General features: G+C 71.0%; 27 protein-coding genes and 1 pseudogene. 17 read left to right on the top strand and 11 right to left on the bottom strand.

Going from position 1 to position 24,835, the window contains the following annotated elements:
- Nucleotides 1-79 precede the first annotated feature (79 nt).
- Nucleotides 80-256 (top strand): hypothetical protein, encoded by a 177-nt coding sequence (locus tag QLQ12_RS29330; RefSeq protein WP_282763797.1) that lies wholly within the window; start codon nucleotides 80-82, stop codon nucleotides 254-256.
- A 33-nt stretch (nucleotides 257-289) separates the two neighbouring features.
- Here the strand turns inward: QLQ12_RS29330 and QLQ12_RS29325 are convergent, their stop codons facing one another.
- Nucleotides 290-571 (bottom strand): hypothetical protein, encoded by a 282-nt coding sequence (locus QLQ12_RS29325; protein WP_282763796.1) that lies wholly within the window; start codon nucleotides 569-571, stop codon nucleotides 290-292.
- 326 nt (nucleotides 572-897) lie between these two features.
- On the opposite strand from QLQ12_RS29325, the gene QLQ12_RS29320 reads away from it, so the two are divergent.
- The 5 genes and pseudogenes from QLQ12_RS29320 to QLQ12_RS29305 all read left to right on the top strand — a co-directional run bounded on the left by QLQ12_RS29320 (nucleotide 898) and on the right by QLQ12_RS29305 (nucleotide 4,417).
- A complete protein-coding gene (locus QLQ12_RS29320) occupies nucleotides 898-1,707 on the top strand; it encodes a hypothetical protein (protein ID WP_282763795.1) in 810 nt (269 codons plus the stop codon).
- A gap of 5 nt (nucleotides 1,708-1,712) precedes the next feature.
- Nucleotides 1,713-2,084, top strand: a complete 372-nt coding sequence (locus QLQ12_RS29315) for a GntR family transcriptional regulator (protein ID WP_282763794.1) — start codon at nucleotides 1,713-1,715, stop codon at nucleotides 2,082-2,084.
- Nucleotides 2,085-2,107: 23 nt separating this feature from the next.
- Nucleotides 2,108-2,287, top strand: a pseudogene (locus QLQ12_RS47410) (hypothetical protein); the annotation flags it as partial.
- 541 nt (nucleotides 2,288-2,828) lie between these two features.
- Nucleotides 2,829-3,257, top strand: coding sequence for a hypothetical protein (locus tag QLQ12_RS29310; RefSeq protein ID WP_282763793.1), 429 nt, complete (start codon nucleotides 2,829-2,831; stop codon nucleotides 3,255-3,257).
- 596 nt (nucleotides 3,258-3,853) lie between these two features.
- Entirely contained in the window at nucleotides 3,854-4,417 is a 564-nt protein-coding gene (locus tag QLQ12_RS29305; protein ID WP_282763792.1) for a GNAT family N-acetyltransferase, read from the top strand.
- Between the two features lie 80 nt (nucleotides 4,418-4,497).
- Here the strand turns inward: QLQ12_RS29305 and QLQ12_RS47150 are convergent, their stop codons facing one another.
- Nucleotides 4,498-4,665, bottom strand: coding sequence for an SAM-dependent methyltransferase (locus QLQ12_RS47150; RefSeq protein ID WP_407651614.1), 168 nt, complete (start codon nucleotides 4,663-4,665; stop codon nucleotides 4,498-4,500).
- 618 nt (nucleotides 4,666-5,283) lie between these two features.
- On the opposite strand from QLQ12_RS47150, the gene QLQ12_RS29300 reads away from it, so the two are divergent.
- From QLQ12_RS29300 to QLQ12_RS29285, 4 genes are all read left to right on the top strand, one after another.
- Nucleotides 5,284-5,799, top strand: a complete 516-nt coding sequence (locus QLQ12_RS29300) for an SRPBCC family protein (protein ID WP_282763791.1) — start codon at nucleotides 5,284-5,286, stop codon at nucleotides 5,797-5,799.
- 382 nt (nucleotides 5,800-6,181) lie between these two features.
- Complete coding sequence (locus QLQ12_RS29295; protein ID WP_282763790.1) at nucleotides 6,182-6,376, top strand: hypothetical protein; 195 nt, start codon at nucleotides 6,182-6,184, stop codon at nucleotides 6,374-6,376.
- Between the two features lie 414 nt (nucleotides 6,377-6,790).
- Nucleotides 6,791-7,315: a glyoxalase superfamily protein gene (locus tag QLQ12_RS29290; RefSeq protein WP_282763789.1), complete on the top strand. Its 525-nt coding sequence runs from the start codon at nucleotides 6,791-6,793 to the stop codon at nucleotides 7,313-7,315.
- A gap of 9 nt (nucleotides 7,316-7,324) precedes the next feature.
- Entirely contained in the window at nucleotides 7,325-7,840 is a 516-nt protein-coding gene (locus tag QLQ12_RS29285; RefSeq protein WP_282763788.1) for a GNAT family N-acetyltransferase, read from the top strand.
- Here QLQ12_RS29285 and QLQ12_RS29280 read toward each other — a convergent pair.
- On the bottom strand, nucleotides 7,824-8,282 hold the full coding sequence (locus QLQ12_RS29280) for an EVE domain-containing protein (RefSeq protein WP_282763787.1): 459 nt from the start codon (nucleotides 8,280-8,282) through the stop codon (nucleotides 7,824-7,826). The genes QLQ12_RS29285 and QLQ12_RS29280 overlap by 17 nt on opposite strands.
- A complete protein-coding gene (locus tag QLQ12_RS29275) occupies nucleotides 8,279-8,470 on the bottom strand; it encodes a hypothetical protein (RefSeq protein ID WP_282763786.1) in 192 nt (63 codons plus the stop codon). Before QLQ12_RS29275 ends, QLQ12_RS29280 begins: the two co-directional genes overlap by 4 nt.
- 135 nt (nucleotides 8,471-8,605) lie before the next feature.
- Here QLQ12_RS29275 and QLQ12_RS29270 point away from each other — a divergent pair, with 135 nt between their 5' ends.
- Entirely contained in the window at nucleotides 8,606-9,490 is an 885-nt protein-coding gene (locus QLQ12_RS29270; RefSeq protein ID WP_282763785.1) for a serine hydrolase, read from the top strand.
- A 71-nt stretch (nucleotides 9,491-9,561) separates the two neighbouring features.
- Here QLQ12_RS29270 and QLQ12_RS29265 read toward each other — a convergent pair whose 3' ends face one another.
- Together QLQ12_RS29265 and QLQ12_RS29260 are read right to left on the bottom strand one after the other, a co-directional pair.
- Nucleotides 9,562-10,230, bottom strand: a complete 669-nt coding sequence (locus QLQ12_RS29265) for an alpha/beta fold hydrolase (protein WP_282763784.1) — start codon at nucleotides 10,228-10,230, stop codon at nucleotides 9,562-9,564.
- A 106-nt stretch (nucleotides 10,231-10,336) separates the two neighbouring features.
- Nucleotides 10,337-11,107 carry a class I SAM-dependent methyltransferase gene (locus QLQ12_RS29260; protein ID WP_282763783.1) on the bottom strand — a complete coding sequence of 257 codons (771 nt, stop codon included), beginning with the start codon at nucleotides 11,105-11,107 and terminating at the stop codon, nucleotides 10,337-10,339.
- Between the two features lie 124 nt (nucleotides 11,108-11,231).
- On the opposite strand from QLQ12_RS29260, the gene QLQ12_RS29255 reads away from it, so the two are divergent.
- Both QLQ12_RS29255 and QLQ12_RS29250 read left to right on the top strand, forming a co-directional pair.
- Entirely contained in the window at nucleotides 11,232-11,870 is a 639-nt protein-coding gene (locus QLQ12_RS29255; protein ID WP_328518320.1) for a DNA alkylation repair protein, read from the top strand.
- A 30-nt stretch (nucleotides 11,871-11,900) separates the two neighbouring features.
- Nucleotides 11,901-12,431, top strand: a complete 531-nt coding sequence (locus tag QLQ12_RS29250; protein ID WP_282763891.1) for an RICIN domain-containing protein — start codon at nucleotides 11,901-11,903, stop codon at nucleotides 12,429-12,431.
- 281 nt (nucleotides 12,432-12,712) lie between these two features.
- Here QLQ12_RS29250 and QLQ12_RS29245 read toward each other — a convergent pair whose 3' ends face one another.
- From QLQ12_RS29245 to fdh, 4 genes are read right to left on the bottom strand one after another with little or no spacing between them, the layout of a single operon-like run.
- Entirely contained in the window at nucleotides 12,713-13,243 is a 531-nt protein-coding gene (locus QLQ12_RS29245) for a hypothetical protein (protein ID WP_282763781.1), read from the bottom strand.
- A 30-nt stretch (nucleotides 13,244-13,273) separates the two neighbouring features.
- A complete protein-coding gene (gene nrfD, locus QLQ12_RS29240) occupies nucleotides 13,274-14,224 on the bottom strand; it encodes an NrfD/PsrC family molybdoenzyme membrane anchor subunit (protein ID WP_407651613.1) in 951 nt (316 codons plus the stop codon).
- A gap of 53 nt (nucleotides 14,225-14,277) precedes the next feature.
- Nucleotides 14,278-15,192, bottom strand: a complete 915-nt coding sequence (locus tag QLQ12_RS29235; RefSeq protein WP_282763779.1) for a 4Fe-4S dicluster domain-containing protein — start codon at nucleotides 15,190-15,192, stop codon at nucleotides 14,278-14,280.
- Nucleotides 15,182-18,370, bottom strand: coding sequence for a formate dehydrogenase (gene fdh, locus QLQ12_RS29230; protein WP_282763778.1), 3,189 nt, complete (start codon nucleotides 18,368-18,370; stop codon nucleotides 15,182-15,184). Before fdh ends, QLQ12_RS29235 begins: the two co-directional genes overlap by 11 nt.
- A gap of 149 nt (nucleotides 18,371-18,519) precedes the next feature.
- On the opposite strand from fdh, the gene QLQ12_RS29225 reads away from it, so the two are divergent.
- The 3 genes from QLQ12_RS29225 (at nucleotide 18,520) to QLQ12_RS29215 (ending at nucleotide 19,955) form a co-directional block, all read left to right on the top strand.
- Nucleotides 18,520-18,948 (top strand): phage holin family protein, encoded by a 429-nt coding sequence (locus QLQ12_RS29225; protein ID WP_282763777.1) that lies wholly within the window; start codon nucleotides 18,520-18,522, stop codon nucleotides 18,946-18,948.
- On the top strand, nucleotides 18,945-19,424 hold the full coding sequence (locus QLQ12_RS29220) for a DUF3618 domain-containing protein (RefSeq protein WP_282763776.1): 480 nt from the start codon (nucleotides 18,945-18,947) through the stop codon (nucleotides 19,422-19,424). Before QLQ12_RS29225 ends, QLQ12_RS29220 begins: the two co-directional genes overlap by 4 nt.
- Before the next feature lie 201 nt (nucleotides 19,425-19,625).
- Nucleotides 19,626-19,955, top strand: coding sequence for a DUF6401 family natural product biosynthesis protein (locus tag QLQ12_RS29215; RefSeq protein WP_282763775.1), 330 nt, complete (start codon nucleotides 19,626-19,628; stop codon nucleotides 19,953-19,955).
- Between the two features lie 69 nt (nucleotides 19,956-20,024).
- Here QLQ12_RS29215 and QLQ12_RS29210 read toward each other — a convergent pair whose 3' ends face one another.
- Nucleotides 20,025-20,837, bottom strand: coding sequence for a PRC and DUF2382 domain-containing protein (locus QLQ12_RS29210; RefSeq protein WP_282763774.1), 813 nt, complete (start codon nucleotides 20,835-20,837; stop codon nucleotides 20,025-20,027).
- Nucleotides 20,838-21,128: 291 nt separating this feature from the next.
- Here QLQ12_RS29210 and QLQ12_RS29205 point away from each other — a divergent pair, with 291 nt between their 5' ends.
- Complete coding sequence (locus QLQ12_RS29205; RefSeq protein WP_282763773.1) at nucleotides 21,129-24,827, top strand: ATP-binding protein; 3,699 nt, start codon at nucleotides 21,129-21,131, stop codon at nucleotides 24,825-24,827.
- Nucleotides 24,828-24,835 lie beyond the last annotated feature (8 nt).

Genomic DNA, 24,835 nt, shown 5'->3' with positions numbered 1-24,835 from the left:
TGTTCAGCTGCGCGGCCCAGACATGTCCCGCGCCCCGGCGGAAAGTGGGCTCAACAGCATCCGTTTGAGTAGGTTTCCCATGATCCTTCTGGTGATGGCAGCCATGGCCTTGCTCGGCGGCACAGCCTGGATCGGGCTGCAGCAGCCGATGGCCCGCGACCCTGCGCTCAACCGTCGCCTGACCGCCGTAGGCATCAGGTTGTGCCTGCTCATGGCCGCTCTCGTCCTGGCGGCAGTGGCCGTGTCCTTGCCATGACCAAGTGAGCTTTGCGCGGCCCTCTCGACCTGGTCACGACACGGCCTTAACCTGACCGGGGTACGCGGGCACGTCGTCGAGCGCGCGCAGGCCGGCCCGATCGAGCCCGGCCAGCATCCCGGACAAGCCGGGGTTGGCGGCGATCGCGGCGGTCACCGGCTTACCCACCATCGCGGCCAGGAGCTGCGGGGCGCACGCGTCAGCGGGCGTGGACCCCGACGGCAGTGGCTGTCCCGTCACGACTCCGCCCTGTCCGGAGAACGTGCAGCTGGACAGCAGGGCGGTCAGGGCCACCACGAGCAGGGCACGCTTCATCGACTCATCATCGCCGCTCACGCAACGAGGAGCGGAGGTCGGCGCGAGCGCGCGTACGCAGCGCCGGGTATTGCCGGGCCGAGACCGGCCTTTCGTTCAGCCACTGACGCACCCGCGGCCAGCTGCGTGCGGCGATGCCCGTGCCGCCCGCCGGCCAGCCGGTCGCCGCGGCCGCGGGCCGGGCCGGCTCCGGGACGCCGAGCCGCGTTCCATCGCACGGTTGGCGTTCCGGCGGGCGAGCACTTCGCCCGGGACCACCATTGACTTGTCGCAAGTCTTGTCGCAGTCTGTTGAGACAAGACTTGCGACAAGCTGGGGAGGCCGCCATGCCGAGGAAGGTGCGTCCGACGGAGCTCGAGATAGCCCGTCTGTGGTTGGCCGCGCGCGGCCTGGCCGACGTCACACCGACACCGATGCTGGCGGCGCGCCTGACGGTCCGGCGACGTGCACGGGTGGCCGCCGCCGTCCTGCCGGCCGCGTTCCTCTGCGCAACTGCCCTGGTCTACGTCTCCGCCTTGCCGATCCGTCCCGCGGATGACGGGTTCGGGACGCACCGGCTCTGGGCACTGGTGGTGCTGACGGCGCTGGTGGCCGGGTTGGTGTCGGGCCTGTCGCTGCTGGACCGGTGGGTGCGGCGGGTCGATCAGCAGGCCGGCGCGGAGTTGCCGCGACGGGCGACCCACTCCGTCCGGCCCGGCTGGCGAACCGTGCTGGGCGTGCCGCGGGCCGCGTTGCTGGCGGTCACCTACGCGGGCGCGGCAGTGCTGGCGATCGCGGCCCTGACCATGCGCGACGGCACCGCGAGGTACGCGGCGGTCATCCTGCTCATCGGGCTGTGCGGGGTCGCGGTCGGCACGGCCGTCCAACTACGCCATGTGCTCACCCACCCGGTGGTGGCCGACGACGAGGGTTCGCTGAAGGCCGATTTCCTCATGCGCGTCGAGGACGCCCGCGAGGTGGGCCTACCGACCGTGGTGTGGTCGCTGCCGGTCGTGTCGGTATTCGACGCCGGGCTCGATCCGTGGAACACGGGCTGGCTCGCCTTCATGATCCTGAGTGTCATCGCACTCCTCCTGATCACAGCCTGGGACGGGCGGAGCGCCCTGGCGGCCCAGCACGGCTCCAGCGCCCGGTGAGCCGCATGATCGTCATTGACTCGGCCTCGCCCGTCCCACCCTTCGAGCAGCTCCGCGCCCAGCTCGCCGGGCAGATCCAGGAGCGCACGCTGGCCGTGGGCACCCGGCTGCCGACCATCCGCCGCCTGGCCGCGGACCTCGGCTTGGCGGTCAACACGGTCGGCCGGGCCTACCGGGAACTCGAGGAGGCGGGGCTGATCGAGACCCGCGGCCCGGCCGGCTCGTTCGTGTCCGCAGCCGGCGAGCAGGGCCGCGAACGGGCCCGCCGCGCCGCCGCCGAGTACGCCGCCGTCATCGCCGGCCTCGGCATCGACCCCGCCGAGGCCCTCCACATCGTCCAAGCGGCGCTGACCCGGGGCGTTCCGAAGGTCAGCTGAACGGCGGGAAGACCTCCGTCCCCCGCCGCTATGACGCCTGGTATACCCACATCATCCTGGCCATGGCCGCTGCCGCGTTCCTGGTGGTGACCCGCGCCGCCGAGGCCCACAAAGGGGGGTGCTTCCTGACCGTAGCGGAGCCGGATCCGCCCATGACATGCCCCGACTCTGGCTCACTCTTGGTGGACCATCACGCAGCGTGAGGCCGAGTAAGAGCAATTGACCGGCGCTACCGCGCTTCGTAGTCGCTCACACCCTGCTACCCCGCGACGGCCAAGGGCCTCGGGTTACGGGCGAAGATCTCTCCCCAGTCACGAGTCCATCAAAGTGAGCCAGAGCCGGTTGATGCCAATGGTAAGTGACCGGCGCCCCTCGGGCCTGGCCTCTAGTACATGAAGCGAACGGTTCTGACGCTTTTGCGACAGCGGTACATCGTTTATCCAGCGGATTTCACCTCGGAGAGGTAATACGGTCCGGTAACAATCCAGCCAACTAGAGGAGAATGTCCGGGTTCTGGCCGCCTGCGACCTTCCTGTTTTCTGGCGCGAAAAGCGCGATGAGCTGGAATTACGGTGCGATAAGACATCACCATCATAAGTATAGAAATGGCCTGATGAGCAGGTGCGGCGACTGATGCACGCGTTTCCGGAATCTGACATAGTCGGCTGCGGCGCCGCAGAAATGGCAAGCAGAGAACCATTTCTCGTGTCGCCGTCCTGCCCGCAGACTGGAAGGATATTTCACGTGAAGCGTTTCCTCGCTTTCGCCGCGACCGTCGGAACCATGGGCCTGGCCCTCGGCTTCACCGCCACGCAGGCTGCCGCCGCCCCCGGCAGCGCCCCGGCGGCATCGACGCAGGCCAGCAAGCCCAGCGGCAAGAACTACACCTGTTCCAACCAGGGCGGCGGACCGAACCACAAGGTCACCTGCATCGGCACCGTCAACGGTAACAACGTGACGGTCAACGTGGGTGACGTCAACGTGCTCAGCAACAACAACCTCACTCTGCTGCAAAACGTCCTCAACGACGTCACCGTGCAGGTCGCCAATCTCGACGTCGACACCCAGATCAAGCAGATCGAGGCCTCGGTCCTCACCTTCTACGTGTCCAAGCTGCTCATCCCGATCACCGTCGACAAGATCCAGGTGTGCGTCGCCGTGAAGTGCGGCTGACACCGGTCGACACAGCTCACTAAGAACCGACCGAATCCGGGAAATGGTCGGGCGCGCCCGCGCTTGACCATTTCTCGGATTCAGTCAGAGTTCCTGCGCTTCACCAATTTCGGACGGGCCCGAAATGAACTGGGGCCCAAAGTCGCAGAGCTCATGCCCGGCGATCGGGTCTGCCCGGCCGCACCTGGGTCCAGCCGGCGCCGATGGGGGTCCCGGTCCGCTCGGTCTGCCGGATGAGCACGGTGGCGCTCCGCCGCGACGGCATGCTGGCTGGCTTCGCCGAGTGTTGCGCGGCTAGATGGGCTCTGGCTCACTTCGGTGGACCATGACGCAAGGTGAGAACGAGCAGGAGTACTTGACCGGCGCTACCGCGCTTCGGAGTCGCTCTCACCCTGCTGACCGGCGACGCCCGAGGCCCTGCGGCCGCCACCCCGATGGGCCTCGCTGCGCCTCAGCTGGCCAGTGCCCCGTTCACGCACGGTGACGGGCGTCGGCGGAGATGTGTGACCGCATCCGACGAACTCGGATGCGCCGGGCGGCGCTCAGGACCGGAAAAGCGTTGGTCTTCTCCTGCCTGCATGGATCAGGATGCGCTCGTGAGTTCCTACCTGGACACCGAGCGCCTGACCTTGCGCCACTTCACCGCCGACGACGCGGAGCTGTTGATCGAACTGGACAGCGACCCGGCGGTCATGCGTTACCTGACCGGCGGCGAGCCAACCCCACCGGAGCACTACCGCGAGCGCGGCCTGCGAAACATCCTCGCCGGCTACGAGATGTGGGGCGGCAACCTCGGGCTGTTCGCGGCGCACGACAAGGACCGCGGTGCCTTCATCGGCTGGTTCCTCCTGCGCCCCGAGGAAGAAGGCCCGCTGGACGAGGTCGAGCTCGGCTACCGGCTGCGCCAGGCAGAGTGGGGCAAGGGGTACGCCACCGAGGGCTCAAAGGCCCTGCTGGCCAAAGGGTTCACGGAGCTTGGCGTACGCCTGGTCTGGGCCGACACGATGTCGGTGAACGAGGGTTCCCGCAAAGTGATGGAAAAGGTCGGGATGACGAGGACGGGCACCCTCGACACTCCTCCCGATATGCAGATGGTGGAGGGTTCCGAGTTCGGCGGTGTGCGGTACGAGATCACCAAGGAGCAGTGGGAACAGCACTGATCCCCTCGGAACACCCCGGCCCGGCGGAAAGCCGCGCACGCCCGCGGAAACTCAGTAGATTCGCGCCACGACGGCGTAGCTCAGCGGGTTCGGATGACCGCCCTCCAAGGCCGGGTGGAGCTGGAGATCCGGCCCCACCGGGACGTGCTGACCCAGCCGGGCTCGATCACATCGAGGCCGGCTACGTACTCGGCAATCTCCTGGCGCGACCGCAGCCGGATCGTCATACGACACCCCTTCCGGACCACCGGCGACGAGCTCCGGTCCGGACCCGCAGCCCTCGATCGCCGTCGAACTGCACACTCGCCGCCCGACCCACCAGGAACACATCGCCAGGACACGGCCACTCCGGAGGTCACCGCTACCCGCCAGCGGTCCCGGCGAACCGACCCGACGCGCACCGAGCAACTCGGGACATGTCGCACCCGGCACACGAACCGGCAACCGCAGCGTCCGCGAGAAGACCACTACTGCGTTCTCGTGCCGCCGACACGGCCCGGGACAATCACAGGCGCAACCATCTAATACTCCAGCAGGAGATCCGTTCCAGGCTCAATGCGGGCCGCACCCTGCCTGCTGGAGGTCGCCGCCTGCGAGACGCGCCGCGGCGGGGGCCGCGTTCGCTCCACCAGCCCGACCGTAGTGGCCAGGTCATCGCGAGCAGGAACGCGGTCAGTTACCCCCGGGCGTCGTCGAGGACCGCCCCCTGCCTCCAGCTTCTCGCCGGAGGGCGGAGGTCAAGGCCATAACTGCAGCACCTATGTCATGACACGAAGTCCAGGTTGACCTGGGAATGGGTAATGTCATAAGTGGAGGCGATCACTCGCAGCGGTGTTGGGCCCGACGCTGCGTTATGTTCCCACGGCATGACCTTCAGCCGTTTCAAGGAGCGACGACCGATGGCCTCTGTTGCACATGGCGACCAGGATCAGAGCCGCCTTCAGCGTCAGGTGTCTGTGGAGCGGTTGATTCCGGCGGCGGCCGCACGCATCTTCGACCTACTCGCCGACCCCGCCGCCCACTCGCTTTTCGACGGCTCAGGCACAGTGATTGCCGGCCATCCGCGTAACCCCCAGCGCCTTACCATGGGCGCGCGGTTCACCATGGACATGCGCCACAGGGTCGCGTACCGGATGTGGAACACAGTTGTCGAGTTCGAGGAAGACCGCCGGATCGCCTGGCGACACGCCATCGGCCACCATGTTTGGCGGTACGAGCTAGAGCCGGTGACCGCGACCACGACCCTAGTACGCGAGACGTTTGACTGGACAACTTGCCGTACGAAGTGGCTGATCCGAGTCCTTAATTGGGAGACGCGTAACGAGCAATCGATGCGCGTGACGCTGGAGCGGTTGTCCACCCTGCTGGAGCCGGTGGGATAGGTGATGTGCGGCGGTCCGTTGAGAGTCACGCTGAGCAAGATCTCGGCGTGGGCGGGCATGGGTGGTACTCCAGCAAGAGACCCGTTCTGAGCTGCGGTGACGGTGTGGTTTTGTCCGTGGACAGCAAGCAGCCACCGCTGAGTCTCGATGGTTGTGTGGACCCCGAAAACGGCGGTGGCTGTCGCCTGCAGAGTAGACGCTCAGCGATGGTCTGAGCTGTTCGACGGTCTGAGCTGTTCGACGAGTTGATGAACCCGATCGAGGCACGGTTCGCCCGGCCGGAACCGCGGCGCCGAGTCCGGGGCTTCGTGCAGGGCTGCTCGCCCCGTTACCCGCGAAGAACTGCTGGACGATCGCGGAGCACGACGACGGTCCGGGCGGGATGCAGGACCTGATCGGCCGGGCCGGCTGGAACGACGCCCTCGTGCGTGCCGACGTCCATGACTTCGTCGCCCGCCGGCTCGGACATCCGGACGCGATCCTGGTCATCGATGAGACGGACAAGCGGGCCCTCCGTGACAAGGTCTGGTTTTATAAGCTCGATCCCGGCTCCTTGGGTATTCCGACAGCACGATAATTGTCGCTCCGGTTCATAGCCTTCAGGTCGTAGAGGACGAGATCCCCGAGACTGAACACGTTTCAGTGTTGACCTCATCGTCACTCCCGACGAAGTGATTCGTGTTCCGGACGACGTCGGCCGAGTGGCCTTATCTGGACTGATCTGACACCTGAGATCATCAAGGCGATTCCTGCGGTAGGGATCCACGCCGAGAGGCGACGAGCTACCTGACATACGTCAACGGCCGTCGGGGCTGACATCTGGGACGGCGCGTCCGATAGGATCGAGGCCGGCTCGGTGCAGCCGGCCGCTCGCGCCCTCCGGGGTTCGGTGAATGCACCGGCAGCGCACGCCCGCCATCGGCTTTCCGACCGCGGCACGAGCCGGCAACGCGAGCATCGGTCACAGCACGCCGTGGGAAAGGCCGACGCGATGACCACCCCCGTGGAACACCCGAAAAAGCAGGCCAAGCGCCTGCGCGCCGACCTGGCCACGGCCGGGTTCGACATCCCGCACAGCCTGGCGCTGGAGTTGATCGCCCACCAGTCGGGCGCCAAGGACTGGAACACGCTCGCCGCGGCGACGAATCGGCGGATCGGTCCCGGCGTACCGGTGCTGCGGGTGATGTCTGTTGATGTGGCTCTGCCGTTCTATGTGGGCTATCTCGGCTTCCGGCTGGACTGGGCGCACCGGTTCGAGCCCGGCTCTCCGCGTTACGCACAGGTGTCCCGCTCCGGGGCGACGCTGCACCTGTCCGAACACCACGGTGACGGCAGCCCGAACGGTGTGGTCTGGTTCCCCGTCGCCGACGTGGGCGGCCTGCAGCGGGAACTGCACGCCCGCCCGGACCCGCCGATGCGTCCCGGCGTCGACACGGACGCGCCGGGCGGTCCGACGCTCGAGGTCATCGACCCGTACGGCAACGTGCTCCGATTCGCGCAGACCCCACCCGGATAACGTGGCCGGATGCCCGAACTGGTTCTGCCGACCACCCGCCTGCACGCGGCCTTCCTGGAGTGCCGCGACGACTGGGGCCCCGGCCCGCACGAGGACGGTTTCGGCTTGACGCCCGGCGACGACGTGGACTCCCCCGGCGGCTTCGTCTCCTGGGTGGACGGGCTGGTCAGCCGGACGCATCCGGCCGGAACGCCCTGCCCGCCGGGCCGGCACGGCTCCCCACGGTGGATCGTGCAGGACGGCCGGATCCTCGGCGGGATCGCCCTGCGGCACCACTACGACGACGGGGCCGGACACATCGGTTACGGCATCCGCCCGTCCGCCCGTGGCCGGGGGCTGGCGACCTGGGCGCTGGGCGCGATCCTGCGGGAGGCACGGGCCGCCCTGACCGTCGACCGCGTCCTCGTCGTCTGCCTCGCCGGCAATCTCGCCTCGGCCCGCACCATCGAACGCAACGGCGGCGTCGCAGAGGACATGCCCGCCGGGGCGCCGACGAGGCGTTACTGGATCACCCTCGGGGAATAGGGAGACGGCGGTGGAGGACCTCCCACTGCCGGACGGTCACGAAGGACGGGTTGGCGGCCTGCGGCTGCCGCAGCACCTCCAGGTCGGCCAGTTCGGGGTCGGCCCGCAACTCGTCGCGCCGGATCCACGCGGACGGGTCCGCGATCGTCAGGTCCAGCGGCACCCACCAGCCGGCGCCACCGGGTTCCGGGCGGGCCGGGCCGCGCAGCCGTCCCCAGCCCCAGATGCCGTAGGCGACGGCACGGTCCCGGCAGCCGCTGCCCCAGAACAGCACCGGCTGGCCCGCGTCCATCAGATCGAGCCGATAGCTGCGCTGCACGCACCACCGCTCCACCCGCGGGTCCCGGGCGAAGCGGTCGAGCAGGCCGGCCCGGTCGGCGTTGCCCTTGAGCAGCCAGGCGCCGAGGTTGTCCCGGTTGATCCGCCGGCTGTCGGCGCTCACCGCCCGGCGTCTTCAGCGTTCGCGGCGTTGAGGCCGGCGTTGCTGCTGCCGTGCGGCGGCGTGTCGGCGGTGGGCTCCTCGTCGACCGGGCTGCTCGCCGTCTCCGGATGACCGGTGACGTGCTGGTCGGTGCTGCTGCCCGCGTTCGTGGAGGCGTCGTGTCCGCTGTCGCCGGGATTGCTGTCCACCGCGGTCTCCTCTTCGTCGTGCCGGCCGTCGCCCCTGGATACCCCGCCGGCGGCCGGAGAACCACCAGGCCCGGATGTCCGCGGCCGGCGACGGGGTCGCCGTGACGATCGGAAACCGGGCGGTAACCTGCACCCATGCCATGGCCGCTGACCGTAGAGACGGAGATCGCCCGGCTGGCCGCACGGGTGCACGCCCACGCGCGCGACATCGACACCGGCGCCGTCACCGGGCTCGGGGCCGATGACGTGGTGCCGATCGCGTCGACGTTCAAGGTGCTCGTCCTGCTGGAGCTGTTCCTGCGGGCGGAGACCGGCGACATCGACCTCACCGAGCGGATCACCGTCACGGCCGAGGACCGTACGCCCGGCCCCACCGGACTGTCGGTCTTCCGCGACCCGGTGGAGTTGTCGCTGCGTGACGCCGCCCTGCTGATGATGTCGGTCAGCGACAACACCGCCTCCGACATGCTCGTACGACGTCTCGGTCTGGACCGGATCAATGCGACGGCGGCCCGCCTCGGGCTGACCAGAACCCGAGTGCCCATCGAGATCCGCGAACTCTTCACCCGCCACGCCCACCAGCTCGGATACGAGTCGCTGACGGAGTTCTTCGCGGCCGAACGGGCGCCCCTGGAGGTTGAGGAGAAGACCGACATGGTGACCGGCAACGACTCGATCCGGGGTACGGCGGCCGAGCTCACCGCCCTGCTGGGGCTGATCTGGCGCGACGAGGCCGGCCCGCCGGCCGTGTGCGCCGAGACGCGCCGGATGCTGCGCTATCAGGTCAACGGGAGCCGGTTGGCGTCCGGTTTCGGCGACGCCGCGGTCACGGTCGTGGGCAAGACCGGGACGGTGCCGTACGCCCGTGGTGAATGCGGTGTCGTCGAGTATCCCGACGGGGGCCGGTACGCGGTCGCTGTGCTGCTGCGGCACCGGGGGCCGGGCCCGCGGCTGCCCGACCACGACCGGCTCATCGGTTCGATCGCCGCCGCCCTCATCGGCGAGCTGCGCTCCCGCTGAGAAGCAGAAACAGGCGTGCCGCGCTCACCCGGAGAAGCGGCGTGCCGCGGTCGCGATGAGGACGGCCGTCCTCATCGGCCGACGGCCGTCTCGGTGAGATAGGACTCGAGTCGGTCGGCCAGCTCGCGGGGGCGGCTCAGCGCGGGGGTGTGCCCGCCGCCGATCTCGTCAGGCGTGACGCCGAGCCGCTCCTGGGCGACCCGGCGGACGAAGCCGATGGGGAACAGCCGGTCGTCGCGGCAGCTCACCACCCTGGTGGGAACGGCGGGCCAGGCTTTCATCGGCGTGGGCTCACTCATCCGGGCCTCGGACTCCTCGGGCGCCCGGCGCAGCGCCTCGGCGGCCAGTTCCGGCGGGACGTCCTGGTAGAACAGGGCGATGGGGTCGTCGTAGCTCTCCCGTACCTCATCGCTGTATCCGGTGTTCGCCCAGTAGTCGGCGGGCGCCTCGCCCGGCGCGGGGATCATGGGCGCGACCAGCACCAGCAGGCTCACCGCCACCCGGTCGCAGACGAGTGGCGCCGTGAAACCGCCGAACGACTGCCCGACGACGACCACCTCGGTCCGGTCACCGATCGCGGCGGCGACGGTGTCCGCGTACTCGGTCAGGCCGGCCGAGTCGTCGGCGCACGGCAGATCCGGCGCGACGGTGTCATGGCCCCGGGCCCGCAGCTGCGCCTCGACGAGATGCCAGTACCAGCCGACATCGCCGGCGCCGTGGATCAGAACGAAGGTCGCCATTGCGTCTTCATACCCCCCGTCCGGCTCGGGCCCCACGCCGGTGACCGCCTTCTCGCTGTCGCCGTCGGCGATGATCAGGCCGAACTCGCCGGTTTCCGCGATGCGGTCAGCCGGCCCCGACCCGGCCGGTCGCGGCCCACGCCGAGGCGGTGACCTCGAAAGCGCCCTCGCGGGGCAGAAGCGATGCGCATCGGTCGCGCAACGCGGCCCGCTGCCGGGCGTCGAGCCCTCGAACGTGGTTGCCGGCGGGCCCCACCCCGAGAGTGAACGGCTCCCACCACTCGTCGAAACCCGCGAACCGGGTCGAGACGGTCAGCATGGTGGACTCGATCTGGTCCAAGCCGGCCGCGCCGAACAGCTCGGCGAGATGGCCCTCCCGCGCGCCGGCCAAGTGCGACTCGTCGCGGGCTTGGGGGTCGAGGCCGAGGGCGGCGCGCCAGAACGCGGTCAGCGGCCCGCGCCCGCCGGCGTGATCCCACACGCAGGCGGCCACCACCCCGCCGGGGCGGGTGACCCGCGCCATCTCCCGGAGCCCGGCCACCGGGTCGCTCATGAAGTGCACGACCAACTGCGCCAGGGCGGCGTCGAAGTGGCCGCCGGGGAACGGCAACCGCTCGGCCGGCGCGTCCTGGACCTCGATGTCCGGGAAACGTGCGCGGAAGGCCGCGACGAAGGCCCGCGACGGGTCGGTCGCCGACACGGCCCCGGCGCCCAGCGATCGGACGAGCTCGGCCGTCAGCGCTCCGGTCCCGCAGCCGACATCCAGCGCCCGCCCGTCCGGCCTGAGGCCGGCGAGCGCCGCGAACGGCACGGCCAACTGCTCGGAGTACCGGCCCATGAAGCGGCCGTACGCGTCCGCGGAAACCTCGAAACTCATGTCCCGCAGGCTATCGCCGGACGGGCGGCCGCGCCCGTCCCCGGAGCCGGCGTGGATTCTCCTAAGCTGGTGCCCGGATGACGGGAAGGAGGCCGGGGTGACGGACACGGCGGTGGCCGAGGTGATGGCCGAGCTGGCCGCGCGCGAGGACCCCAGGGCCCGGGCGGTCAACGAGAAGCACGGCGACGACCACGGGGTCAACCTCGGCGCGCTGCGGGCGATCGCGAAACGGCTGAAGACGCAGCAGGAACTCGCGGTCGAGCTCTGGCGGAGCGGTGACACCGCGGCGCGGCTGGTGGCGCTTCTCATCTGCCGGCCGAAGGCGTTCGGGCGGGAGGAACTGGACGCCATGGTGCGCGAGGCGCGTACCCCGAAGGTTCATGACTGGCTCGTCAACTATGTGGTGAAGAAGAGCCCGCACGCCGAAGAGCTGCGGATCTCCTGGTCCGACGACCCGGATCCGATCGTCGCCAGCGCCGGCTGGGCACTGACCGTGGACCGGGTGGCGAAGAAGCCCGACGGCCTCGACCTGGCCGGGCTGCTCGACGTCATCGAGGCGGAGATGAGCGAGGCACCGCAGCGGCTGCAGTGGGCGATGAACCACTGCCTCGCTCAGATCGGCATCGAGCATCCCGCGCACCGCGCCCGCGCGCTCGACATCGGTGAGCGGTTGCAGGTGCTCAAGGACTATCCGACGCCACCGGGCTGCACGTCGCCGTTCGCGCCGGCCTGGATCACCGAGATGGTTCGGCGACAGGGCTGAACGCCGGGCGCGCTCCAGGATGCGCCCGTGATGGGCGTGCCGTTGTCCGGCGGCTATCACGTCTTCTCGATGGACTGGTACCCCGATCATGTCTCCAACTGGGTCGACGGCCGCATGTACTCGATCGTCTACGGCAATCTCGCTCAGGAGTGGACGGTGCGGACCGACGGCACCATTCGGGTGCAGGGCCGATGTCTGGACGTCCGGGAATCCGGCACATGGGTGAACGCGCTCGTGCAGATCCACACCTGTGTCGCGGGGGCGCCGAGCCAGCACTGGCGGATCGAGTCCAACGGCGCCATCGTCAACCGGCGGGCCGACCTGTGTCTGACCAGCGCCGGCGACGAGCAGCGGCTGACTCTGCAGACGTGCACGGCGCGGACCACGAAACCGGCGCCGGACAAGACCTCCGGCCCGGACGAGGCTTGCCAGTTGTGGGCCGTGCCGACGGCACCGGCGGTCACCGGGCCCTGGCCGTCGGCCGCGGCCGGTGGGAGGGCCGGCCCGGCGACTTCTTCCCCGGCACCGTCGCCGACGTCAGGACCTATAACCACGCCTTGACCGCGGCCGAGGCGCACGCCCTGTTCCAGCGGGGACGACACGCCGGCTAGTCCCCGGGGCCTGTGGGCCCTGCCCGCGGTGGTCCTTCGTCGTGTCCCGCCGCAGCGGCGCAGGTCACATCCTGCAACCGGCGGCTCGTCGAGATCCGTCCAGGAGTCGACCGGTTCGGTCGGCGCCGTCTCCGGTGTGCCCCCTCGTCAACGTCGGGGACGGTGTGATTGAGCGGCCCGGCCCGTGGGCTTCCCCGCCAGGAAGCGCACGGGCCGGCCGTCTGATCCGCGCTAAGGCCAGTACGGCTGCGCCTTCTCCGCCGCACGGGCGATGGCGGTCCCGTCGACGGTGACAGCGGTCATGTCGATGCCCATGCTCTGCCACTCGACGACGAACTCGAAGGGGCCGGGCGGCGGCAGCGGCCAGAGCCACATCTGCCGGTCACACCCGTAGGAATCCGCACTGCTGCCGGACTCGCTGGCGACATCGACGAGCATCGGCGGTTCCGGCCGGTCGGTGGGGCGCGCCCAGCCGGGGAAGGCGTTGTCGACGGGAGTCGCCCTCGACCCGTCCGGGAAGCGCACACCGAACCGGAGATCGGGATCCATCTCGCCATGAGGCCCGTAGAGCCGCCCCCACACGGTCTCGGGGAGTGAACCCCGCCGGGCGGTGATGCGCAGCGTGATCCCGCAGCCCTCGGGATAGGCGATGAACTGCTGCAACGCGACGACGGCATGCTCGGACCGGGCGACGAACTGCGCGATGGGGGCGGGGTGGCCCAGGATGTCGCGGGGCGGCCCGTGCCAAGCGGGAAAGTCCATGCCACCACCGTCCCACGAGGAGCCGCTCGGTCATGTCGCCCGCGGGTCCCGCACCGGCTGACCGTCCTCGGCGCGCCGCGCCAGCCGCTCCCGCTGGGGGATGACCGTGTACTTCGGATCCGCGGCGGAGGCCACTCCCCCGTCGAAGACGCCGAAGCGGGTGGCCAGCGAGGCGGCCAGCAGCGACGCCCCGGACAGCGCGGACACGACGCGGCTGCGGCGGCCGAGGACGGCGCCGGCCACGCCGAGAACGGTCAGGGCCCGCCCGGCGCGCAGCCACCGGCCGGCCCGCCCCCGCGTGTAGGGCTCGCTGAGGATGCCCTTGGTGGTCTCGACGCGGTGGGCGCCGTACAACTCGAAGGCCGCGCCGAGGACGGCCATCCGGCGGGCCGGGCCCGCCTCCGACGGGGGCGCGGCGATCAGGCCGACGCCGGCGCCGCTGGCCAGGGCGCTGCCACCGAAGATCAACGGCAGTTCGGGGTACGCCGCATGCCAGCTCGGCGTCGCGGTGTCGGCCAGCAACACGGCGGTGTACGTGGCCAGCGCGGGCGCCAGAACGGCGGCGCCGTACTGTCCGGCCGTGCCCAGCGGAGGCAGCAGCCGGCGCAACGGGCCGGGCAGCAGCGGGGCGGCCTCGGCGACCGCGGACACACCTGCCGCCGCGCCGAACGCGCTGAGGATCCAGGTGCCCATCGACATCGGCGAGGTGGGTTTGGCCACCCGCAGCATGTGGTGGAACCGGGCCGGCCGCCCCAAATCGTTGATCAGGAAGTAGGTGCTGGCCACGAGCGCCCCGAGCGCGGTGACCCGCCCGGCCCGGCGCAGCGCGGGCCGCCCGGTCGCGTCGCCACCGGCGGCGAGCAGCGCGGACCCGGCCGCCAGACCACCGGTGAACAGGTAGGCGGCGATGTCGTGATGCCACACCGGCGGCCGCACGATCGGCCGCCCGTAGTAGGACCGGAACTCGGCCGGCGGCACCATCGGCCGGTCGCCGCCGCGCCCGCGCCCCCGTCCGCCCCGAGGGGAGCCGCGGCTCATGGGCGGCCGCCCAGGAAGGAGACGACCACGGCGGCGGCCATCGCGAGCCCGGCCAGGCCGGCGCGTCTCCACATGGCCGGCAGGTCGCGGGTCGGCACGATCGGGTCGGGCGGCAGCCCGTACACCTCGGGTTCGTCGAGGAGGAGGAAGAAGGCGCCGTCTCCGCCGACGCCGTCGGACGGGTCGTGGCCGTACAGCCGGGCCTCGCCGACGCCCTGGCCGTGCAGGTGGGCGACCCGGTCGGCGGCACGTTCGCGCAGTTGCGACAGTTCGCCGTACTGGATCGACTGGGTCGGGCAGGCGGTCGCGCAGGCGGGTGACAGGCCGTCGCCGATCCGGTCGTAGCAGAGCGTGCACTTCCACGCCCGCCCGTCGTCCCCGCGCTGGTCGATGACGCCGTAGGGGCAGGCCGGAATGCAGTACCCGCAGCCGTTGCAGATGTCCTCCTGCACCACGACGGTGCCGAACTCGGTGCGGAACAGCGAGCCGGTCGGGCACACGTCGAGGCAGCCGGCGTGCGTGCAGTGTTTGCACACGTTCGACATCATCAGCCAGCGGAAATCGGTGCGGGGCGCGTCCGGGTCCCGGCCCGGCAGGTCCCGGCCCGGCATCCCGAGGAACTGTGGCCCGGCCGCGGCCCCCAGCACATCACCGTGGGGTGCGCCCCGCTGTTCGATGAAGGCGACGTGCCGCCACGAGTTCGCCGACAGGCCACCGGTGTTGTCGTAGGAGGTGCCGAGCAGGTCGAACCCGTCGTCCGGCACCAGGTTCCACTCCTTGCAGGCGACCTCGCACGCCTTGCAGCCGATGCAGACGCTGGTGTCGGTGAAGAAACCCATGCGCGGTGGCGCGTCGGTCCACCCCGCGTCGGGCGCCGGATCGAGAGGACCGTAGAGGCTGTTACCCGTCATTGTTCTCCGCCCGTCTGCGGTACTGCTCGACGTACGCCAGAAGGTCTCCGCCCGTCGGGCGCCTCCCGGGCCGGATGTCGCACGTGCCGGCCTTGCTCTCCTGGATGAGCACGTTGGGGTCGAGGGCGATGCCGATCAGGTCGTTGGCCGAGTCGCCGGTGACCAGGCCCTGGCCGCCCCAGTGGTAGGGCAGCCAGATCTGGTGCACGACCCGCCCGTCGACGCGCAGCGGCCGGAGCCGGTCGGTGACCATCACCCGGGCCTCGATCGCGGCTCGGGTGGTGACGATGTGCGCCCAGCCGCGGTGCTCCAGACCGCGTTCGGTGGCGAGTTCCGGTGACACCTCGACGAACATCTCCGGCTGCAGTTCGGAGAGGTACGCCAGTTGCCGGCTCATGCCGCCCGCGGTGTGGTGCTCGGTGAGCCGGCTGGTGGTGAAGACGTACGGGTACACCGCCGACCGCGGGTTGATCGGGCTGTCGGCCCGGTCGTACACCTTGTGGGTGGGGTTGGCCTGTCGCCCGTAGAGCGGGTTGCGGACGGTCGACTCGGCCGGCTCGTAGTGGGCCGGCAGTGGCCCGTCGATGAGGCCGCTCGGCGCGTACAGCCAGCCCTTCCCGTCGCCCTGCATGATGAACGCGTCGTCGCCGGAGATCGCCTCGACCCCGGTCGCGCCGTCCGGCGGCCGGTAGCCGGGTGGCTTGTTCTTCTCGAAGTCGGGAACGTCGTACCCGGTCCACTCGCCGGCGTCCGGGTCCCACCAGACGTACTTCTTCCGCTCCGACCAGGGCCGGCCCTCGGGGTCGGCGGAGGCCCGGTTGTAGAGGGTGCGCCGGTCCGACGGCCACGCCCAGCCCCACTCGCGGGCCACCCAGTCCTGCTCGCTGCCCGGCTTGCGGCGGGCGGCCTGGTTGACGCCGTCCTGGAAGACGCCGGAGTAGATCCAGCAGCCGCAGGCGGTCGACCCGTCGGCCTTGAGGGCGGTGAAATTCGGCACCGGCTCGCCGGTCACCACGTCGAACCCGTTGATCTCGCGCAGGACGTCCTCGCCGCTGGGCTCCTCGTCGGGCCAGGTCAGGTTGAGGATGCCCTGGTCGCGGGGCCGGGTGGAGCCGGCCAGCCGCTCCCGGACGAGGCGGCCGAGGTGGTGGAAGAACCACAGTTCGGAACGGCAGTCGCCCGGCGGGTCCAGGGCCTTCTCACGCCACTGCAGCAGCCGCTGGGTCTGGGTGAAGGTGCCCTCCTTCTCGGCATGCGAGGCGGCCGGCATCAGGAAGACCTCGGTGCGGCACCGTTCGGGCACGATCTCGCCGGTGGCGACCTCGGGGCCGTCCTTCCAGAACGTGGCGCTCTCGATCTCGAACAGGTCGCGGACGACGAGCCAGTCCAGGTTGGCCATGCCGAGCCGCTGAGCCTTGCCGTGCGCGGAGCCGACCGCCGGGTTCTGGCCGAGCAGGAAGTAGCCCTTGATCCTGCCGTCGATCATGTCCAGCACCTGCTGGTAGGTGCCGTGGTCGCCGGTCAGCCGGGGCAGCCAGCCGTAGCCCCAGTCGTTCTCCGGCCTGGCCGCGTCACCCCAGTAGGCCTTGAGCAGGCTCACCGCGTACGCCTCGGCGTTCGCCCAGAAGCCCTGCTGCTCGGGGTGCCGGATCGCGTCCACCCACTGCCGGAACGTCTCGTGCTGCCGGTGGTGCGGCATCGGCAGATAGCCGGGCAGCAGATTGAACAGCGTCGGGATGTCGGTCGACCCCTGGATGCTGGCGTGCCCGCGCAGCGCCATCACCCCGCCGCCGGGCCGCCCCATGTTGCCGAGCAGCAACTGGATGATCGCGCCGGCGCGGATGTACTGCACGCCCACGCTGTGCTGGGTCCAGCCCACCGAGTACACCAGGGCGGTGGTCCGCTCCCGGCCGGAGTTCGCGGTCCAGGCCGCACACACTTCCAGGAACTGATCCCGGGGTACGCCGCAGACGCGCTCGACGACCTCGGGCGTGTACCGGGCGTAGTGCCGTCTCAGGATCTGGTAGACGCATCGCGGATGCTGGAGCGTCGGATCCCGGGGCACGTCGGCGGGCACCGGCGGGCCGTGTGACTCCTGTTCCAGGCCGGACGCGGTCTCCCGGTCGGCGTGCGCCGCGCCCTCCGGCTGGCCGACGTCGCCCTGGCCGGCGTACTGCCAGGTGCTCTGGTCGTACACCCGCAGGTCGGGGTCGAAGCCGGAGAAGAGCCCGTCCAGGTCCTCGGTGTCCTGGAAGTCCTCACCGACGATCATGGACGCGTTGGTGTACGCGACCACGTACTCCCGGAAGTCCTTCTCGTTCGCGAGGATGTAGTTGATCACGCCGCCCAGGAAGGCGATGTCGGCTCCGGCCCGCATCGGCACGTAGGTGTGCGCGAGCGCGCTCGTCCGGGTGAACCGCGGATCCACATGGATCACGCGCGCGCCGCGGTTCTTCGCCTCCACGACGTACTGGAAGCCCACCGGATGGGCCTCCGCCATGTTGGAGCCCTGAATGATGATGCAGTCGGCGTTCGCCAGATCCTGGAGGAATCCGGTGGCCCCGCCACGGCCGAAGCTGGTCCCCAGACCGGGAACGGTGGCGGAGTGTCAAATGCGCGCCTGGTTCTCGATCTGGATCGCGCCGAGCGCGGTGAACAGCTTCTTGATCAGGTAGTTCTCCTCGTTGTCCAGGGTCGCGCCGCCCAGACTGGCGATCCCCAGCGTCCGGTTCAGCGGCCGGCCGCCGGAATCCCGGTCCTCCCAGGTCGCGTCGCGTGCCTGGAGCACCCGGTCAGCGATCATGTCCATCGCCGTGTCGAGGTCGAGGTCTTCCCAGCCGGTGCCGAACGGCCGCCGGTAACGCACCCTCGTCTGCCGCCGGTCGCTGGTGACCAGGCTCTTGCTGGCCGAACCCTTCGGGCAGAGCCGGCCCCGGGAGATCGGACTGTCCGGGTCGCCCTCGATCTGGACGACCTTGCCGTCGGTCACGAAGATGCGCTGCCCGCAGCCGACCGCACAATAGGGACACACGGACCGGGCCATCGAGTCGACTGTCCCGGTGCGCGCGCTCAGGCCCTTGGACCGCGCCGACTGCGCGGCCGCGCCCCGACCCAGCGGGTCGGTGCCGGTGAGCTGCCGGTAGACCGGCCAGCCCTCGATCCAGGTGCGCACACCCATGACGAAAACCGTAACTCCACCCGCGTGCCCCCGCACCCGGTGCGGGCGGCACACATCGGCACCGCCGGGCCAGTCATCGACCCAGATCACCTGTTTGTGCTGCCCAGGACACGGGCATGTGCACTGCAACACTGAGGAGGTGAGCGCCAGTGACCACAAGTGAGTCCGCCCGCCCGGGCACGACTGGAGCATCCACAGGAGACCTGGTAAGTCAGGCCGCAGCTCAGATCTCGACGCTGGTTCGTGACGAGCTGGCGTTGGCGAAGCTGGAACTGGCCGAGAAGGGCAAGCGCGCCGGTGTCGGCGGAGGCCTGCTCGGTGGCGCGGCCACCCTCGCCCTGTACGGGCTGGGCCTGCTGCTGACCCTCGTCGTCGTCGCCCTCGACCTGGTGTGGCCGCTCTGGCTGGCCGTGCTGGTCGTCATGGTGGTGGTGTTCGCCGCCGCCGGCGTGGCCGCCCTACTGGGCAAGAAGAAGCTCCAGACGGCGACGCCGCCGGTGCCGAGCGACGCGATCGCCGGCGTCGAGGCCGACGTGCAGACCATCAAGACCGCAGCCCAGCGAGGACGCCACGCATGAGCACACCGACCCCGCCCACGGACAAGTCTCAGCTCGAATCCGAGATCGAGCAGACCCGCGCCGATCTCGGCCAGACGGTGGAGGCCCTGGCGGCCAAGACCGACGTCAAAGCTCGCGCCCAGGAGAAGATCGCCACCACCAAGGCCGACGTCAAGGCCCGCGCCCAGGAGAAACTGGCCGACGCCAAGGTCGGCGCCAAGGAGAAGTTGTCCGCGGCGAAGGCCGGCGCCGAGGAGAAGCTGGCCGCGGCCAAGGACCAGACTCTGCAGACCACCGAGACGGTGAAGCAGCGGGTCACCAGCGCGTCGTCCGGTTCGGCGGCCGTCACCACGCGCCGGCGCTTGAGCAGCCTGCCGCAGCGGGTGGCCGAGACCAGCCGGCGTCCCGCGGTGCGCCGGGCGATGCCGCCCGCCGCCGTGACGATCGCTCTCATCGCGGTGACGGCCGTCATCGTCAGCCGGCGGCGCAGCCGCTGACACCGTCACACACACCGGCCGGCACGGGCACTGACGCCGTGCCGGCCGGCGCCGCTGTCGCCGAAGCCGGGGCAGCGGCTCCGCTGACCGGCCGGGATTAGTCCTGACGGGCCGGCGGCCGTGACCAAACGGTTGAATGTCCGTTACGTGTGCGTTATAGGTCTTGTGGGCCGCACGTCGGAGTTCGTACGGTCGCTGGTCATGGAGATGGGTCAGCACACCACCCCGCCCGTGACCGAGGCGGCCCGGTTCGCCCTGGCGCAGTGGTCGGATCGGCTCGGCGTCACCGGCATCGAGGCGATGCGCCTTCTGCCCGGCCTGGCGGCGGCCGTGGACCAGCACGTCGCCCGGATCCGGGACACGCTCGGCGAGCCTCGGGTGGAGACCCTGGCGGCGTATGCGGACGGCGTCGCCGACACCGTGACGGCCCGGGGATGGTCGGCCGACGAGGTGAGCACGGGATGGCACCGGGCATCATGGCCGGCACTGCACCTGCTCGCCGTCTGCGTGCTGGCGGAGAACGCCGCCTGACGGCGATCGCCCCGCTGCGGGCGGTTCGGCCGCAGCGGGGCGATCGGTGTCAGCCCGATCGATCTCGACTCACTGGAACGTGCGGCGGCCGTCCTCGTCGGGCAGGTCGGCCTCGATCTGCTCCTTGCGCACTTCGCCGGTGACGGTCTCCTCGTCGCGCACGGACTCCTTGCCGAGGCGCACCCGCTCCACCGGCACGGTCTCGGTGCCGACGACCGGCCGGTCGGCGTGCAGGGTCACCTCGTGCTCGGACTCGGTGAGGTCGGGACCGGAGTAGGCGGGCCCCCGGTTGGCCTCGGTGATCGGCTCCCGTTCCAGGCGCACCTGCTCACGCTCGACCGGAACGGTGACCTGCTGCTGTTCGGTCACCACGTACTTACGCAGGCGTGCTCGGCCGACCTCCTCACGTTCGGTGCCGGCGTCGAGGCGCTCCTCCGAGCGGGTCATCGCATCCCCGCCGAGGTCACCCCGGTCACCGCGGTAGCCGGTGTCCCGGACGTCCGTGTCGCCGCGGTAGTGGGCGCCGCCCGCCGCCGCGCCGGCCTGGTAGGCACGGTAGCTGTCCTGCCAGCTCAGCCCGTAGTACTCGTACAGCCGTTCGACGTCTTTCTGGGTGAGTGGCTCGTCGTGGTCGGCGTCGACGTTCGGCGCGCCCTTGACCGTGGACTTGTCGAACGGCACCACCAGACGGTCGCCCTGGAGGTCGGCCGTCTCCAGTGGCACCAGGGACTCGTTGAGGCCGAACAGTCCGGTCCTGACACTCGCCCAGGTCGGCTGGCCGACACCGTCGCTCCACACCTGGCCGACACTGCCGATCTTGTCGCCGTCGGAGTCGTAGACGTCGCGTCCGCTCAGGGTGTGAACCTGCTCCACACTGATCATCAGGGGGTCCTCCTCTTCGTTCGGTACGCGACTGGCTACCCGCCGTTCCCATGGCCATGCGCGACTTCTCCGCGATTCAGCCTGAGTGAGCTGTCATTCACCCGCTGCATGACGCCATCCGAGAATTCGCGGCCGGAGAGGTGAGATGTCCGGCGGGATGGGTAACGCGGACGGCCCGTCGTCACCATCGGGATCCGTGGGAGCCCGGCTCCACCGGTACGGAATCAGGGAAACCGGGTACGGTTGCGCCGGTCAGGAAACACGGCGAACAGATGTGAGTGGTGATCGGGTGTGACGGAACCACCCGATGACCTCTTCGACGGCGGTGGCGAGACCGGGCGGCTGATGGCCGGCCTGGACTGGCCGGCCACCCCTCTCGGCCCGGTCGGCGGCTGGCCGCAGAGCCTGAAGGCGGCCGTCCGCATCGTGCTCTCCTCCCGGTACCCGATGCTGCTCCTCTGGGGACCGAACCTGACGCAGCTCTACAACGACGCGTACTCGGCCCTGATCGGCGACAAACACCCGGCGGCCCTCGGCCTGGACGTCCGGATCACCCTGGCCGAGGGCTGGGACGTGCTGGGCCCGCTGATCGGGGAGGCGATGGCGACCGGCGTCGCGAGCTGGGTGCCGGCCCTGCGCCTGCTGCTGGAGCGGGCCGGCTACCGGGAGGAGGCGTATTTCAGCGTCTCCCACGCCCCGGCCCGCGACGACTCCGGCGTCACGGTCGGCGTGCTGACGGTGTGCAGCGAGGTCACCGAACAGGTGGTCGGCGAGCGGCGGCTCCGGCTGCTGCGTGATCTCGCCCTGCCCGCCGGGACCGGACCGGCCGGCGTCGGTGACACCGCCGCCCGGCTGTGCGAGGTCATCGGCGGGCATCCGCTCGACGTGCCGTTCGCCGCCGTCTACCTGCGTGACGGCGGCCTGCTGCGCAGATCCGCCCTGACCGGCGCCCCTCCGGACAGCCTGCCGGACGTGATCACGCTGGACGGGCCCGGCGAGACACCGGACGGATCCGGACGAGCGCGGGACGCGCCGGGCCGAACGCCGGCCGGGCCCGGCGCCGACCCGTGGCGGCTGCGGGCCGCGGCCGGCGGCGAGATCGCCGAGATGCACGACGTGGGTGAGCGCCTCGCCCTGCCGGGCGGTCCGTGGAACGATGCTGTCCACACGGCGGTGGCCCGGCCACTGCACGCGGCGGGCCGGCCGCAGCCGCTCGGCGTCCTGCTCACCGGGCTCAGCCCGAGCCGGGCCCTGGACGAGACGTACCGGTCGTTCCTGCAACTGCTGGCCCAGCAGGTCGCCACGGCGGCCGGCAACGCGCAGGCCTATCAGGACGAGCGTGACCGGGCAGCCGCCCTGGCCGAGTTGGACCGGGTGAAGACCGACTTCTTCACCAACGTCAGCCACGAGTTCCGTACCCCGCTGACGTTGATGTTGGGCCCGCTGGCCGACGCCCTCGCCGACCGCGGGGAGCCGTTGGGCGAGGCGCAGCGAGCCCGGGTCGACACCGCCCGGCGCAACGCCTCCCGCCTGCTCACGCTGGTCAACGAACTGCTGACCTTCACCAGCATCGGTACGGGCGAGGCCCGCACCGCTCCCCGGACGCTGGACCTGGCTCTGTTCACCGCCGAGCTGGCCGGCGTGTTCCGTGCCGCGGTCGAGCGGACCGGCCTGCGGCTGGTCGTGCGGTGCCCGCCGCTGCCGCGCCCGGTGGCCGTGGATCCGGGCCACTGGGAGAAGATCGTCACGAACCTGATCTCCAACGCCCTCAAGTTCACGTTCGTCGGCGAGATCCGGGTGATCTTGGAGTCCGACGCGTCGGCGATCCGGTTACGCGTCGAGGACACCGGTATCGGCATCGACGCCGATGAGATCCCCCGGCTCTTCGACCGGTTCCACCGGGTCCGCGGCGTGCGCTCGCGCAGCCACGAAGGCACCGGGATCGGCCTGGCCCTGGTCCGCGAACTGGCCCGGCTGGCCGGGGGCGACGTCGAGGCCGCCGGCGCGCCCGGTGAGGGCGCCACCTTCACCGTGGTACTGCCGTGGGCCGCCGTCGAGCCGTCCGGCACTCCGGAACCGGAGACCGCCCCGGACCGCCTGGCCGACGCCCGGGCCGCGGCGACCGGGGCCGACGGCTGGACCGGCGACCCCGCCACCGGCCCGGCGCCGTCCGGTCCGGACGCGACACGCATCCTGGTCGCCGACGACAACAGCGACATGCGGGCCTATCTGACCCGGCTGCTGACCGGCGAGGGCTGGCGGGTGGAGACCGCCGCCGACGGTGAGGCCGCCCTGACGGCGATCCGCCGCGGCCGCCCGGACCTGCTGATCACCGACGTGATGATGCCGCGGCTGGACGGTTTCGCCCTGGTCCGCACGCTGCGCGCCGACCCGGCCACCCGCAGCCTGCCGGTGGTGATGCTGTCCGCGCGGGCCGGCCAGGAGTCCGGTGTCGAGGGTTTCGCCGCCGGGGCCGACGACTACATCGTCAAGCCGTTCAGCGCCCGCGAGTTGCTCGCCCGGGTCCGCAACACCCTGGAGCTGGCGAGCGTGCGCGCCGCACCCGCCGGGCAACCGGCCGGCCACATCGGCGCGGCCGCCGTGATCGTCTCGGCCCGTGCCCTGGAGCAGGCGTTCCAGGCCGCCACGGAGACGGCGCGCGCCCTGCTCGACGGCGTCGCCGCCGTCACGGTCCTGGACCGGCCGCCGCTGCGGTTCGACAGTGTCGCGGCGCCCGCCGAGGCCGGTGGCGCGATCGTCCGGTCCGGCATCGGAGGGTTCGGCGGCGCCCGGACCGGCGAGATCACCGTCCGCCTACGGCCCGGTCGGCGGGCGGACGGCCCGGCGAGCAGCGTGCTGAACGCGACGGCCGGCCTGCTGGCCGCGCTGGCCCAGGGCGACTGGCGGCCCGGCCACGAACGGCAGGCGACGCTCGCCCTCCAGCAGAGTGTGTCGCCGGACGCCGTACCCGCGCCGGACGGGTGGGACCTGCACCCCGGGTACCGGCCGGGATCCGGGCCGGCCGGTGGGACCTGGCACGACGTGGCCGGCACTCCCGGCGGAGACCTGCTGGTCAGTGTGGGTGTCGTCGCCGGGAGTGGGCCTGTCGCGGCCGTCATCGCGGGACAGTTGCGAGCCGCGGTCCGCGCCCACGCCGCCGAGAGCCCGTCCGGGATCGTCGACCGGGTGGCCGCCGCCGGAGTCGACGCGACCCTGCTGGTGGTCGTCATCGACCCGCGGACCGGCCGGTTCGTGTGGTGCAGCGCCGGCCACCCCGCCCCGATCCTGTCCGCCGCCGGTGGGCCGACCCGGCACCTGACCGGCTGGCCCGGGCCGCCGCCGGGCCCGGCAGTCGGCTCCTACCGGCAGAACGACGGCACGCTCGGGCCCGGCGATCAGCTGCTGCTCCACACGGCCGGCGCGGCCGAGGACTCCTCCGAACGGCTCCGGCGGCGCTGTCACGCCGAGTTCGCCGCGGGCGCGACGGTCAGCGCCCTCACCGAGGCGGTCCTGAGCGTCACCTCCCGGCCCCAGCATGACGACATCGCGGTCGTCACGGTCCGGCGCCGGCCGGCTGTAGTCGCCACGCCGGTGAGCCGGCTGCCGGACCTCGACGTGACTTGGACCTACCCGCTGGAGCCGGCCGCCGCCGGTGCCGCCCGCCGCGCTCTGCAGAGGGCGCTCCCCGCCGGCGCGGTCGACCCCGATCTGCTGTACGACCTGCAGGTCGCCGCCACCGAGGCGATCAACAACGCGGTCGAGCACGCCCAGCGGCCGACCCGTCCCGAGGTGCGGGTGCGACTGCGCGCGAGCGACGGGCTGGTCCGCGTCGAGGTGCAGGACTTCGGCGGCTGGCGGGCCCGGCCACCGGCCCGTGACCGGGGCCGTGGCGCGATCCTGATGAACGCCTACGGCGACGTGCGCGTCACCGCGACCGGAACCGGCACCCTGGTCACGATCGAACGCCGGTGGACCGCTCCCCCGGCTTGACCGGCCGG

It is taken from the genome of Actinoplanes sandaracinus (assembly GCF_030009775.1).
Lineage (GTDB): Bacteria > Actinomycetota > Actinomycetes > Mycobacteriales > Micromonosporaceae > Actinoplanes > Actinoplanes sandaracinus.
This window is presented reverse-complemented; position numbering and strand designations above follow the sequence as displayed.

Coding starts and splice junctions, on each gene's coding strand:
- QLQ12_RS29330 (WP_282763797.1), top strand. CDS start 80: ATGATCCTTCTGGTGATGGCAGCCATGGCCTTGCTCGGCGGCACAGCC.
- QLQ12_RS29325 (WP_282763796.1), bottom strand. CDS start 571: ATGAAGCGTGCCCTGCTCGTGGTGGCCCTGACCGCCCTGCTGTCCAGC.
- QLQ12_RS29320 (WP_282763795.1), top strand. CDS start 898: ATGCCGAGGAAGGTGCGTCCGACGGAGCTCGAGATAGCCCGTCTGTGG.
- QLQ12_RS29315 (WP_282763794.1), top strand. CDS start 1,713: ATGATCGTCATTGACTCGGCCTCGCCCGTCCCACCCTTCGAGCAGCTC.
- QLQ12_RS29300 (WP_282763791.1), top strand. CDS start 5,284: ATGACCTTCAGCCGTTTCAAGGAGCGACGACCGATGGCCTCTGTTGCA.
- QLQ12_RS29295 (WP_282763790.1), top strand. CDS start 6,182: ATGCAGGACCTGATCGGCCGGGCCGGCTGGAACGACGCCCTCGTGCGT.
- QLQ12_RS29290 (WP_282763789.1), top strand. CDS start 6,791: ATGACCACCCCCGTGGAACACCCGAAAAAGCAGGCCAAGCGCCTGCGC.
- QLQ12_RS29285 (WP_282763788.1), top strand. CDS start 7,325: ATGCCCGAACTGGTTCTGCCGACCACCCGCCTGCACGCGGCCTTCCTG.
- QLQ12_RS29270 (WP_282763785.1), top strand. CDS start 8,606: ATGCCATGGCCGCTGACCGTAGAGACGGAGATCGCCCGGCTGGCCGCA.
- QLQ12_RS29265 (WP_282763784.1), bottom strand. CDS start 10,230: ATGGCGACCTTCGTTCTGATCCACGGCGCCGGCGATGTCGGCTGGTAC.
- QLQ12_RS29260 (WP_282763783.1), bottom strand. CDS start 11,107: ATGAGTTTCGAGGTTTCCGCGGACGCGTACGGCCGCTTCATGGGCCGG.
- QLQ12_RS29255 (WP_328518320.1), top strand. CDS start 11,232: ATGGCCGAGCTGGCCGCGCGCGAGGACCCCAGGGCCCGGGCGGTCAAC.
- QLQ12_RS29250 (WP_282763891.1), top strand. CDS start 11,901: ATGGGCGTGCCGTTGTCCGGCGGCTATCACGTCTTCTCGATGGACTGG.
- QLQ12_RS29245 (WP_282763781.1), bottom strand. CDS start 13,243: ATGGACTTTCCCGCTTGGCACGGGCCGCCCCGCGACATCCTGGGCCAC.
- nrfD (WP_407651613.1), bottom strand. CDS start 14,224: ATGGTGCCGCCGGCCGAGTTCCGGTCCTACTACGGGCGGCCGATCGTG.
- QLQ12_RS29235 (WP_282763779.1), bottom strand. CDS start 15,192: ATGACGGGTAACAGCCTCTACGGTCCTCTCGATCCGGCGCCCGACGCG.
- QLQ12_RS29220 (WP_282763776.1), top strand. CDS start 18,945: ATGAGCACACCGACCCCGCCCACGGACAAGTCTCAGCTCGAATCCGAG.
- QLQ12_RS29215 (WP_282763775.1), top strand. CDS start 19,626: ATGGAGATGGGTCAGCACACCACCCCGCCCGTGACCGAGGCGGCCCGG.
- QLQ12_RS29210 (WP_282763774.1), bottom strand. CDS start 20,837: ATGATCAGTGTGGAGCAGGTTCACACCCTGAGCGGACGCGACGTCTAC.